9 protein-coding genes are annotated in these 11,743 nt (G+C 64.1%); 6 read left to right on the top strand and 3 right to left on the bottom strand.

Annotated elements, in window-relative coordinates; translation table 11 throughout:
• Window positions 1-3: 3 nt before the first annotated feature.
• Genes trpC through AC1DVW_RS16385 form a run of 3 tightly spaced genes read left to right on the top strand, consistent with a single transcriptional unit; the run spans window position 4 to window position 2,506 of the window.
• A complete protein-coding gene (gene trpC / locus AC1DVW_RS16395) occupies window positions 4-816 on the top strand; it encodes an indole-3-glycerol phosphate synthase TrpC (RefSeq protein ID WP_477324327.1) in 813 nt (270 codons plus the stop codon).
• A 2-nt stretch (window positions 817-818) separates the two neighbouring features.
• Window positions 819-1,301 (top strand): cyclic pyranopterin monophosphate synthase MoaC, encoded by a 483-nt coding sequence (gene moaC, locus AC1DVW_RS16390; protein ID WP_477324325.1) that lies wholly within the window; start codon window positions 819-821, stop codon window positions 1,299-1,301.
• Window positions 1,301-2,506, top strand: coding sequence for a molybdopterin molybdotransferase MoeA (locus AC1DVW_RS16385; RefSeq protein WP_477324323.1), 1,206 nt, complete (start codon window positions 1,301-1,303; stop codon window positions 2,504-2,506). Before moaC ends, AC1DVW_RS16385 begins: the two co-directional genes overlap by 1 nt.
• A 6-nt stretch (window positions 2,507-2,512) precedes the next feature.
• Here AC1DVW_RS16385 and AC1DVW_RS16380 read toward each other — a convergent pair whose 3' ends face one another.
• Window positions 2,513-3,343, bottom strand: coding sequence for an alpha/beta hydrolase (locus AC1DVW_RS16380; RefSeq protein WP_477324321.1), 831 nt, complete (start codon window positions 3,341-3,343; stop codon window positions 2,513-2,515).
• Window positions 3,344-3,520: 177 nt separating this feature from the next.
• Here AC1DVW_RS16380 and AC1DVW_RS16375 point away from each other — a divergent pair, with 177 nt between their 5' ends.
• Window positions 3,521-5,146 carry an AMP-binding protein gene (locus tag AC1DVW_RS16375; RefSeq protein ID WP_477247087.1) on the top strand — a complete coding sequence of 542 codons (1,626 nt, stop codon included), beginning with the start codon at window positions 3,521-3,523 and terminating at the stop codon, window positions 5,144-5,146.
• Between the two features lie 15 nt (window positions 5,147-5,161).
• Here the strand turns inward: AC1DVW_RS16375 and kynU are convergent, their stop codons facing one another.
• Window positions 5,162-6,409 (bottom strand): kynureninase, encoded by a 1,248-nt coding sequence (gene kynU, locus AC1DVW_RS16370; RefSeq protein ID WP_477324319.1) that lies wholly within the window; start codon window positions 6,407-6,409, stop codon window positions 5,162-5,164.
• 492 nt (window positions 6,410-6,901) lie between these two features.
• Here kynU and lexA point away from each other — a divergent pair, with 492 nt between their 5' ends.
• Window positions 6,902-7,639, top strand: a complete 738-nt coding sequence (lexA, locus tag AC1DVW_RS16365; protein WP_258601763.1) for a transcriptional repressor LexA — start codon at window positions 6,902-6,904, stop codon at window positions 7,637-7,639.
• On the opposite strand, the gene AC1DVW_RS16360 is transcribed toward lexA, so the two are convergent.
• Window positions 7,633-10,089 (bottom strand): ComEC/Rec2 family competence protein, encoded by a 2,457-nt coding sequence (locus AC1DVW_RS16360; RefSeq protein WP_477324317.1) that lies wholly within the window; start codon window positions 10,087-10,089, stop codon window positions 7,633-7,635. The two genes, lexA and AC1DVW_RS16360, sit on opposite strands and share 7 nt — an antisense overlap.
• Window positions 10,090-10,190: 101 nt before the next feature.
• Here AC1DVW_RS16360 and gltX point away from each other — a divergent pair, with 101 nt between their 5' ends.
• Window positions 10,191-11,615, top strand: a complete 1,425-nt coding sequence (gltX, locus tag AC1DVW_RS16355; RefSeq protein WP_477269668.1) for a glutamate--tRNA ligase — start codon at window positions 10,191-10,193, stop codon at window positions 11,613-11,615.
• The last annotated feature ends 128 nt before the right edge of the window (window positions 11,616-11,743 follow it).

Below are 11,743 nucleotides of genomic sequence, written 5' to 3'. Positions count from 1 at the left end.
GCGATGGCCGACATCCTGCGCAAGATCGAAGCCTACAAGCGCGACGAGATCGCGGCGGCCAAGCAGCGTGTGCCACTGGCCGAGATCAAGGCGCGAGCCAGGGACGCCGACGCACCACGCGGCTTTCTCGCCGCGCTCGAGGCCAAGCAAAGATCGGGCAGCTTCGCCCTGATCGCGGAAATCAAGAAGGCGAGCCCCTCCAAAGGGCTGATTCGTGCCGATTTCGACCCACCGTCGCTGGCGCAGGCCTATGAGAAAGGCGGCGCGGCCTGTCTATCGGTGCTGACCGATGCCCCGTCCTTCCAGGGCGCGCCGGAATTTCTCACCAACGCGCGCAAGGCCGTGTCCCTGCCCGCGCTGCGCAAGGATTTCCTGTTCGATCCTTACCAGGTCTACGAAGCTCGAGCCTGGGGCGCCGATGCCATCCTGATCATCATGGCCAGCGTCGATGATGCCCTGGCGAGCGAATTGGAAGCGACGGCATTCGAACTCGGCATGGATGCGCTGGTGGAAGTCCATGACGAAGCCGAGACGGACCGCGCGCTGAAGCTGTCGTCGCGGCTGATCGGCATCAACAACCGCAATTTGCGTACATTCGAAACCAGTCTCGAAACGTCCGAGCGGCTGGCGGCGATGGTGCCGGCCGACCGGCTTCTGGTCAGCGAGAGCGGTATCTTCACCCATGACGATTGCCTCCGGATGCAAAAGACCGGCATCGGCACCTTCCTCGTCGGCGAAAGCCTGATGCGGCAGCAGGACGTGGCGGCCGCAACGCGCCTGTTGTTGACGGGCAAGGCGCCCGCCGAGGCCATCTGACGATGACAGCCGCCCTCACCCATCTTGGCGCGCAAGGCGAGGCCAATATGGTCGATGTTGGCGACAAGGAAGAGACGACGCGCACGGCGATCGCCGAAGGCTTTGTCTCGATGCAGCCCGAGACGTTGAAGATGATCCTGGCGGGCAATGCCAAGAAGGGCGACGTGCTCGGCACCGCACGCGTCGCCGGCATCATGGCGGCCAAGAAGACGCATGAGCTGATCCCGCTCTGTCATCCGCTGTTGTTGACCAAGGTCTCCGTCGATATCGAGCCTGATGCAGCACTGCCCGGCCTCAAGGTCACGGCACTCGCCCGCGTCACCGGCAAGACCGGCGTCGAGATGGAAGCGCTGACCGCCGCCTCTGTGGCCTGCCTGACCATTTACGACATGGCCAAGGCGGTCGACCGCGCCATGGTGATCTCCGGCATCAGGCTGGTCGAAAAGACCGGCGGCAAGTCGGGCGACTACAAGGCAGGTCAATAATGGCACTGGTGCCGGTTGCAGAGGCGCTGGAGCGCCTGCTGGAGGGCGCGCAGCCGACGGGCAGCGAAAGCGTCGCGCTGCTGGACGCGGCCGACCGGGTGCTGGCGGAGCCGGTCGTTGCACTGCGCACCCAGCCGCCCTTCAACGCTTCCGCCATGGACGGCTATGCCGCGCGGGCGGTGGATGCCGGTTCAGTTCCGGCGCGGCTTTCGGTGATCGGCGTTGCGCCCGCCGGGCGCGGCTTTGACGGCATTGTCGGCCCGAAGCAGGCGGTGCGTATCTTCACCGGCGCGCCTTTGCCTGAAGGCGCCGACACCATCGTCATCCAGGAAAATGTCCGGGATCTCGGTGACGGCGGCATCGAAGTCACCGAACCGACGGCGGCGGAACGCAACATTCGCCGGCTCGGCCTCGATTTTTCCAAGGGCGATGTCCTGCTGGAAAAGGGCCGCCTGCTCGATCCGGCAGCGTTGTCGCTGGCGGCATCGGCCAACCATCCAACGGTCAGCGTGGTCAAACGGCCGCTTGTCGCCATCATCGCCACCGGCGACGAGTTGCTGCCACCGGGCAGCACGCTCGGTCCCGACCAGATCATTTCGTCCAATGCCTATGGCGTCGCCGCCGCCGCCCAGTCGGTCGGCGCCCGCGCGCTCGACCTCGGCATTGCGGCCGACCGCAAGGACGCCATCGCGGCGCTGGTGAAAAAGGCGGTCGCGGCGGGCGTAGACGTCATCGTTACGCTGGGCGGCGCCTCGGTCGGCGACCACGACCTCGTCCATGACGTGCTGACCGGCGAAGGCATGACGCTCGATTTCTGGAAGATCGCCATGCGCCCGGGCAAGCCGCTGATGTTTGGGCGGCTGGGCGACATCAGGTGCATCGGCCTGCCCGGCAATCCGGTGGCGAGCCTGGTCTGCTCGCAGCTGTTCCTGAAGCCGCTGCTGGCGCGGCTCGGCGGCCGCAGCCATCGCCAGGATATACGCGACGCAAAACTTGGCGCCGCGATGCCGGCCAACGATCTCAGGCAGGACTATGTGCGGGCCGTCGTCAGGGAAGACGCAGGTGCGCTGGTGGCGACGCCGTTCGGCATCCAGGATTCCTCGATGCTGCGAATGCTGGCCGACGCCAACGGGCTGATCGTGCGCGAACCGTTCGCCCCTGCCGCCGCTGTGGGCGCCACCTGCAGCGTGCTGATGCTGCGCTGAGCTTCTCTACTCCGCGATCAAGGTCCGGGTCAGAGGATGGTCCGGATCGACCAAACCGTCGATGATGTTGAAATGATGCCGGTCAGGCTCGACCACCGAGCTGGTCGCGGCACCGAGGCCGGTCCAGATATTGGCCAGCAGCGCACTCTGGCGCAGGAACTCGGCGCGCTCGCCACCGCCGACCCAACAGGTCAGGCGGGCCTTGTGCATCGGCCGCAGCAGCGCCGGGCTTTCCGTCAGCGCCTCGGCCTCTTCGATCGCCAGCGTCTGGTTCATGCCGGTGCGCATGATCGGGCGCAGATCGTGCACACCCGAGATCGATACGACATGGCGAATGCGCCGCGCGACATCGACCGCCAGAGGCGTGGTTGTCGTCACCATCCGGCTGGCCAGATGGCCGCCGGCGGAATGCCCGGTCAACATCAACGGCCCTTCGACCAGCGCCGCCGCCTTGCCGATCGCCGCGCCGACTTCGCTGGCGATGCCGCCGATGCGTATGTCGGGGCAGAGCGTGTAGGACGGCATTGCCACCGCATAGCCGTGACCGACAGCGCCATTGGCGAGGTGCGACCAGGTACTCTTGTCGAACGTCATCCAGTAGCCGCCATGGATGAACACAACGAGCCCCCTGGGCGCGGCATTGGGTAAGAAGAGATCGAGTCGGTTGCGTGAGTTATCGCCGTAGACAATGTCGAGCTGCGCCCTGCCCTTGGCCGAAAGAGCGTCGCGAAAGGCCTGCGCAGGCTCGTCCCATGCCGCGGGCCAGCGGTCGCTGCCGGCGATGTTGGCGCCGTTGGCATAGGCGTTGTCCCAATCGGCAATGTGATGTTCGAGCACTGGCGCCCTCCCCCTGGCGATGTGGCTTTTGCAACGTAGCAATGAGCATGGCGCGGGGCGCCGTCAATGCTTCGAGGCGAAAACCTTTAGGCTTGAAACAATTTTCGGCAGATGCGATGTTGCCTGTCCAGGCAACGCACGCCATGGTCACAAAGCAGGTGGGGACACAGCCGCGAAATGCTTGGACCGACAGCCCATACCGACACATTTACCCGCGACAATCTTCCGCCGCAGGAGCAATGGCCAAACTTCCTGCTCGACGGCTTTGCCTATCCCGATTTTCTCAATGCCGGGGTCGAACTGACCGACAGGCTGGTCGAAAAAGGCCTTGGCGACCATACCGCGCTGATCGGCAATGGCCGCCGCCGCACCTACAAGGAACTGTCCGACTGGACGAACCGTCTGGCGCACGCGCTGGTCGAGAATTTTGGCGTCAGGCCGGGCAACCGGGTGCTGATCCGCTCGGCCAACAATCCGGCCATGGTCGCCTGCTGGCTGGCCGCCACCAAGGCGGGTGCGGTCGTCGTCAACACCATGCCGATGCTGCGCGCCGGCGAGTTGGCCAAGATCGTCGACAAGGCGGAGATAACCCTGGCGCTGTGCGATGTCAGGCTGATGGACGAGATGGCGGCTTGCGCCAGGGACAGCCAGTTCCTGAAGCAGGTCGTGGGCTTCGACGGCACCGCCAACCATGATGCCGAACTCGATCGCGCGGCGCTCGACAAGCCGGTCGTTTTTGCCGCGGTGAAGACCGGCCGCGACGACGTCGCCCTGCTCGGCTTCACCTCCGGCACGACCGGCGTGCCGAAAGCGACGATGCATTTTCACCGCGACCTGCTGATCATCGCCGACGCCTATGCGCGCGAAATCCTCGAGGTGACGCCGGACGATATCTTTGTCGGCTCACCGCCGCTCGCCTTCACCTTCGGCCTTGGCGGGCTCGCCATCTTCCCGCTGCGCTTCGGCGCCGCCGCGACCTTGCTCGAACAGGCGACGCCGCCCAACATGGTCAACATCATCGAGACCTACAGGGCGACCATCTCGTTCACCGCGCCGACCGCCTATCGGGCGATGCTGAAGGCGATGGATGAAGGCGCCGACCTGTCGTCGCTGCGCGTCGCCGTTTCGGCCGGCGAGACGTTGCCGGCGCCGGTTTTCGAGGAATGGACGCAGAAGACCGGCAAGCCGATCCTCGACGGCATCGGCGCCACCGAAATGCTGCACATCTTCATCTCCAACCGTTTTGGTGACATGAAACCGGCTTCAACCGGAAAACCCGTTGGCGGTTATGAGGCGCGCATCGTCGACGACGAGATGCGCGAGGTGCCGCGCGGCACGACAGGCAGGTTGGCGGTGCGCGGCCCCACAGGTTGCCGCTACATGGCCGATATCAGGCAGAAGGAGTATGTCCGCGACGGCTGGAACCTCACCGGCGACACCTTTCTGCAGGATGAAGACGGTTTCTTCCACTTTGCTGCCCGCTCCGACGACATGATCGTCAGCGCCGGGTACAACATTGCCGGGCCGGAGGTCGAGGCGGCGCTGCTTTCGCATGCCGACGTCGCCGAATGCGCGGTGATCGGCGCCGAAGATATCGAACGCGGCCAGATCGTCGAAGCCCATATCGTGCTGGTGCAAGGCGTCTCAGCAAACCAGGAAACCGTCAAACGCCTGCAGGACCACGTCAAGGCAACGATCGCGCCTTACAAATACCCGCGCTCGGTGAAATTCGTCGACGCCTTGCCCAAGACGCAGACCGGCAAGATCCAGCGCTTCCGGCTGCGCGCGCCGAAAGGCGTTTGATACCAGCGCTCCCGATCAGGTGACAGCCGTCTTGACGGCGAAGCGCGCGTCCTTCCAGGCGCCGCTGCGCAGGATGTCTTCGAGCACCTCGACCGCCTGCCAGACATCGGCATAACCGACATAGAGCGGGGTGAAGCCGAAGCGCATGGTCGAGGGCGCGCGGAAATCGCCGATCACGCCACGCTCGATCAGCGCCCGCATGATCTGGTAGCCATGCTCGTGCGCGAACGAAATCTGGCTGCCGCGTTTATTGCCGTCGCGGGTGCTTTCCAGCGTCAGCCCGTAAGCGCTGCACTTGGCCTCGACGAGTTCGATGAACAGGTCGGCCAGCGCAATGCTCTTGCTTCGCACCGCCGTCATGTCGACATCGCTCCAGATGTCGAGCGCGCCCTTCAGCGTGCGCATCGACAGCACCGGTTGCGTGCCGCACAGAAAGCGGCGGATGCCAATGCCGGCGGCATAGCCCGGCTCGAAGGCGAAGGGCCTTGCATGGCCCCACCAGCCGGTGAGCGGCTGCTGGATGTCGGCCAGATGGCGCTCGGCCGCATAGATGAAGGCAGGGGCGCCCGGGCCGCCATTCAGGTATTTGTAGGTGCAGCCGACAGCGAAGTCGGCGTTTGCCTTGTCCAGTTCGACTGGCATCGCACCGGCGGTGTGGCAGAGATCCCAGACGATCAGCGCACCGGCATCCTGAGCCTTGCGCGTCAGCGCCGGCATGTCGCGCAGCTCGCCCGACTTGTAGTTGACGTGGTTGACCAGCACCACGGAGGTGCGTTCGTCGATCAGCTCTTCGATATCAGGCGCGTCGAAACCCGAAAGGCGCAGCTGAGTGTTCTTTCGCGTCGAGACCACGCCTTCGGCCATGTAGAGGTCGGTCGGAAAACTGTCACCCTCGGCGACGATGACCGGCCGCTCCGGCCGCATGGCCATCGCGGCGTGCAGCAGCTTGTAAATGTTGACCGAGGTCGTGTCACAGACCACCGTCTGGCCGGCGGCGGCGCCGATCAGGCGCCCAAGCTGGTCACCGAGCTCGAGCGGCATGTCGAACCAGCCGGCCGTGTTCCAGGCGCGGATCAGGTCATGCGCCCATTCCTCGGTCGCCGCCTTGCGCAACTCGTCGAAAGCGGCATGCGAGGCAGCCCCCAGCGAATTGCCGTCGAGATAGATCACTCCTTGCGGCAGCACAAAGCGGTCGCGCATGGCGCGCAGCGGATCCGCGGCATCCATCGCCTCGATGGCCGCCAGATCGGGAATTCCTGTCATGGTTTGTCTGCTCCCCCAACATTCGACGCAACGCCGGAACGACGGCATCCATCGGTCACCAGCGCTTTTCCACCACCTGGCATCGCGCGGCAAGGTTCCACCGATGACAAGCTGTCCGACCAGGTGCTGAAAATCAGGAGCCAAACCTGCCCAAGGTTGGCGTTTTGACTTCGTTTCGTTCACGGTGCATTAACCAAATCGCCCCGTCGATATGGCTGCAATTGCCCGCCATCTTTGCCGACTGACGGCCGATTCCAATGCCGCCTTTTGGGAACCCAGAGGCGGCAAACGGAAGCAGAATCAAGGCGATGAGGCGCGAACCGGTGAAAGCGCGGCGGTGCCGTTGGCGCGGCGGTATCGTTTCCAGAGCCCTAACATATTCATTAAACTTTAAACGGTTGCGGAACACAACTGGAACAGATAGTGTTTGTTCTGTGTTTGTTTTTCTGATTCTGGTTCGAAATCTCTGGTTCGAAACCCTTGGGGGCCGCCATGCTGACGCGCAAGCAACATGAACTTCTGATGTTCATCCATGAGCGACTGAAGGAGAGCGGCATTCCGCCGTCGTTCGACGAGATGAAGGAAGCGCTGGACCTTGCCTCCAAGTCAGGCATTCACCGGCTGATCACGGCGCTGGAAGAACGCGGCTTCATTCGCCGGCTACCCAACCGTGCCCGCGCCCTGGAAGTGCTGCGGCTGCCGGACTCGATCGCGCCCGGCCTCAACGCAGCGCGCAAATTCTCGCCGAGCGTTATCCAGGGCAGTCTTGGACAAGGCGGCCTCGGGCGGCAAATCAAGCCAGCGCCTTCGCGCATGCCTTCGGCCGGCAATGACGACGATGTGGTCGCCGCCGTGTCGATCCCGGTGATGGGACGCATTGCCGCCGGTGTGCCGATCGACGCCATCCAGCACCAGACGCATTCGATCTCGGTGCCACCGGACATGATCATGGGCGGCGAACACTATGCACTGGAGGTGAAGGGCGATTCGATGATCGAGGCCGGCATTTTCGACGGCGACACGGTCATCATCCGCAACGCCGATACCGCCAGCCCGGGCGAGATCATCGTGGCGCTGGTCGATGACGAGGAAGCGACGCTGAAGCGGTTCCGCCGCAAGGGCGCCTCGATCGCGCTCGAGGCCGCCAATCCGGCCTATGAGACCCGCATTTTCGGCCCGGACCGGGTCAAGGTGCAAGGCAAGTTGGTCGGGCTGATCCGCCGTTACTGAGCCGGCTTGACGGCTGATTTTTCGGGCTTCTTGTAGGGCGGTAGCCCCCTCGCTTCGCGAGAGAATTTTCGTTGGACGTGCCAGGGGCGGTATGGCTTGTCGACGGCAAAGTCGATCTCTGCCGGCCTGGTCGCCGATTGCGGATCGAAGAAGATGGCTGCGCTGCCCGAACGGGCAAGTTGTCGTTTGTTGACGACAAGGACCAGCGGATCGCGGCAAGGGTCATAGGCGGTGGCGTCGTCGATGACAATCAGGGTCGCGAAAGAGCAGGCTTTCCACGCGTTCTTGCGGTCTTCGACATAGGCGACGATCGCGCCGGAGGGATGCCGTGCAAGGCACAGCCCGGCTTTGCAATAGAAGGGCGAGCCTGGCGGCAATTCGGTCGGGTCGGCAATATCGAATTGTTCGCTGCTGTTGTCGAACGTCTCGGGCTCGACGATGGTTTCGGACTTTAGGGCGCGCTTCCAGTTGTCGGTCGTGAATTCGTTCGAACGCGCCCGGTTGAGGGCCAGCTCACCGCCGCCAATCGGCAGCGCAACCAGATGGGCGTCCTCGGAAATCAGCACGTCGGGCGTGCGTGTGTCGGAAATCGTCAGCAGGCCTGCGAGTGCAAATGGCAGTGCTGCCAGCCGAAGCCATGTCGTCGCCATGGTGGCGATGATCAGCGCGATGGTCGTCAGAAACACCGATTTGAGCGAGATCAACCCGACCGCATCGATCGGCGAGCGCTCCGAAATCCATGCCGACAGGGCGATCATCGCCGTCAGCCCCTTGCCCATCAAATACAGTGGTATTCCATCGGCGCCAAACGGCATCGCAAGGGCGCTGATCACGGCCAAAAGCATGACGACGGAGACGATCGGCATGATGGCCAGATTGGCGAACAGGCTGAGCGGCGACACACGCTGGAAATGCCATATGGCGAACAGCGCGGTGGCGCTGCCGGCGATGATCGAGGTCATGGCCAGACCGCCTGTCGCCAGCAGGAATTTTCGACTGAGGAAGGCTGGCAGTGAGCGCCGAGGCGGTGGTGACGTTGCCTTGCCCTCGCGGTAGTCGGACCAACCGGCATAGGCGCCGACCAGCGCCGCGGTGGCGGCGAAGGACATCTGGAAACTCGGGCCGACGACTTCGTGCGGCGACACCAGGATGACGGCGATGGCTGAGATCGCCAGATTGCGCATGGTGAGTGCTGCCCGATCGAACAGCACGGCGATCAGCATCACCGCCAGCATGATGAAGCTGCGTTCGGCTGCAACCACGACGCCTGAAATGACGAGATAGGCAGCGATGGAAATGAGCGCGGCAGCCGCGGCATATTTCTTGACCGGCCGGTGTGAGGAAAAATCCGGAAACAGGGCAAAGGCGCCGCGCAGCAGCGCCATGATGGTGCCGGCGACCAAGGCCATGTGAAGGCCGGAAATGGAGATGATGTGATAGATGCCGGTGCGCCGCATCGCCTCATTGATCTCTTCCGGGATGCCGGCACGCACGCCGACAATCAGTGCCGCGGCAATCTCACCTTCTGCGCCGCCGATTTTGCCCCTGATACGGTCTGCAATGTTCTCGCGCGCGTTTTCGATCGCGGAAGAAAGCCGTGCGGTAAGCCGCGGGGGGGCCACCGAGGCAATGGTTTTTGGGTTGCCGAGAAAGAAGCCGCTGGCGCCGATGCCGGAGTAATAGCTGTCGAAGGAGAAGTCATAGCTGTCCGGCCGCACCGGGCCGGTTGGCGCCATCAGCCTGGCATAACCGGTGATCAGGGAACCGGCGGTCATATCGGCGGGAACCGTGCGCGCCGAGAGCCTGACACGCTCCGGCGCGTAGCGCAGCTTGGGATAAGCGGTCGAGACCACGTCTAGCGTCAGCCTGACGCGGCCGCTTTCCATCTCCTCAAGGCTGACGACGCGCGCGGTCAGCCGTGTTTGAATCTCGGAACCGAGCATTTGCGTTCCGGCGCGCCAGGTCTCCAGCTTGGCGGCGACCACGCCGAGCGCGCACAGCATCGCAGCCATGCAGCACAGATGCGTCCTCGGCCACGACCGCGAGACAATGGAACAGGATGCCATCAGCATCACGAAGGCGATGGGTTGCAGAAAGCCCGGCTCGTTGGCCAGCGAGAAGTAGATGATCACGCCGGCGGCGAGAAAAACCGGCACCAGCAGGAAGGCGACGCCGCGGTCGAGTTCCGTGCCGGCGGCCACCGCGATGCCGCGGCGGATTGCGGGCAATGACGAACGGCGAAGCCTGCCGTGGAAGCGCAACACCGGACCGGTCGCGGGAGCTGGTACCGGCGTGGGACCATCGAGCGATGAAGGGGGGATGCCCAGGTCTGGCACCGGCAGCAAAACCGGCGTTTGCTCGACAAGCGGAACGTCGGCAAACAGCGACCGTTCGCTGACGCTTGTGGTCGCGCCATCGCTGTCGTCCACGCTGCGGCCTCGTCCAGCCATCGGGTCTGCCCCTTGCGCCCTAGACCTCCTATGCTACATGAACGCGCAACGCGCGAAAGTCCGCGAAACCACACCCGCTTCCTACGTTCCCCGAGAGTTCCATGTCCGACAAGGTCGTCACCCGTTTTGCCCCCTCGCCCACCGGCTACCTGCACATCGGTGGCGCGCGCACGGCGCTGTTCAACTGGCTCTATGCCAAGCACACCGACGGCACTATGGTGCTGCGCATCGAGGACACGGATCGCGAGCGCTTCAACGAGGCGGCTACCCAGGCCATTCTGGATGGGCTGACCTGGCTTGGGCTTTCCTGGGACGGCGAGGCCATATCGCAGTTCGAGCGTGCACCGCGCCACCGCGAGGTGGCCGAGGAGCTGGTGCGCCTGGGCAAGGCCTATTACAGCTATGAGACGCCAGCCGAGCTCGAGGCGATGCGCGAGGCGGCACGCGCCAAGGGCCTGCCGCCGCGCTACAATGGCCAGTGGCGCGACCGCGACCCCTCAGAGGCGCCTGCAGGCGTCAAGGGCGCCATCCGCATCAAGGCGCCGACCGAGGGCGAGACCGTCGTGCACGACCGCGTGCAGGGCGAGGTGCGCTTTCCCAACAAGGATCTCGACGATTTCATCATCCTGCGCTCGGACGGCAATCCGACCTATATGCATGCCGTCGTCGTCGACGATCACGACATGGGCGTCACCCACATCATTCGCGGTGACGATCATCTGACCAACGCCGCGCGCCAGACCGTCATCTACAACGCCATGGGCTGGGACGTGCCGTCAATGTCGCACATCCCGCTGATCCACGGCGCCGACGGCGCAAAACTGTCGAAGCGGCACGGTGCGCTCGGCGTCGAGGCCTATCGTGCCATGGGCTACCTGCCCGAGGCATTGCTCAACTATCTGGCCCGGCTCGGCTGGAGCCATGGCGACGACGAGATCATGTCGATCAAGGACATGGTTGCCTGGTTCGACATCGGCGATGTCAACAAGGGTGCAGCGCGTTTTGACTTCGCCAAGCTGGAGTCGATCAACGGCGCGCATATGCGCAAGATGGACGACAAGGCGCTGTTCGATATCTTCGTCGCCACTCTGCCCTATCTCGAAGGCGGGCCGGCGCTTGCCGCACGTCTCGACGACAAGCGCAAGGCGCAATTGATTGCCGCCCTGCCCGGCCTGAAAGAGCGTGCCAAGACGCTCGTGGAGCTGGTCGACGGCGCCGCTTTCCTGTTCGTCGAGCGGCCGTTGCCGATCGACGAGAAGGCAGCGCTGGTGCTGAATGCCGATGCACGCACGGTTCTGCGCGGCGCCCGCGCGGCACTGCAGACGGTTTCGGGCGACTGGACGGCCGCCAATGCGGAAGCCGCGATCCGCGACTACGCGCTGGCCGGTGGCCACAAGCTCGGCGCCGTGGCCCAGCCGCTGCGGGCAGCCCTGACCGGCAAGACCACGTCGCCCGGCGTTTTCGACGTGCTTGCCGTGCTTGGCCGCGAGGAAAGCCTGGCCCGCATCGCCGATCAAATCGATTAGGAGAGATCTGGCCCAAGAAGATTGGCATTGAAAGGTACGTTTCGCAGTGCAACATTAGGTCTTGGTCCAATCTGGCACGGAAATCCCCCTGCGGGCGCCAGCGCGCAGTCCGATGCCTTCGACGTGTT

It is taken from the genome of Mesorhizobium sp. P3_B5 (genome assembly GCF_056402815.1).
This window is presented reverse-complemented; position numbering and strand designations above follow the sequence as displayed.

Coding starts and splice junctions, on each gene's coding strand:
- trpC (WP_477324327.1), top strand. CDS start 4: ATGGCCGACATCCTGCGCAAGATCGAAGCCTACAAGCGCGACGAGATC.
- moaC (WP_477324325.1), top strand. CDS start 819: ATGACAGCCGCCCTCACCCATCTTGGCGCGCAAGGCGAGGCCAATATG.
- AC1DVW_RS16385 (WP_477324323.1), top strand. CDS start 1,301: ATGGCACTGGTGCCGGTTGCAGAGGCGCTGGAGCGCCTGCTGGAGGGC.
- AC1DVW_RS16375 (WP_477247087.1), top strand. CDS start 3,521: ATGCTTGGACCGACAGCCCATACCGACACATTTACCCGCGACAATCTT.
- kynU (WP_477324319.1), bottom strand. CDS start 6,409: ATGACAGGAATTCCCGATCTGGCGGCCATCGAGGCGATGGATGCCGCG.
- lexA (WP_258601763.1), top strand. CDS start 6,902: ATGCTGACGCGCAAGCAACATGAACTTCTGATGTTCATCCATGAGCGA.
- AC1DVW_RS16360 (WP_477324317.1), bottom strand. CDS start 10,089: ATGGCTGGACGAGGCCGCAGCGTGGACGACAGCGATGGCGCGACCACA.
- gltX (WP_477269668.1), top strand. CDS start 10,191: ATGTCCGACAAGGTCGTCACCCGTTTTGCCCCCTCGCCCACCGGCTAC.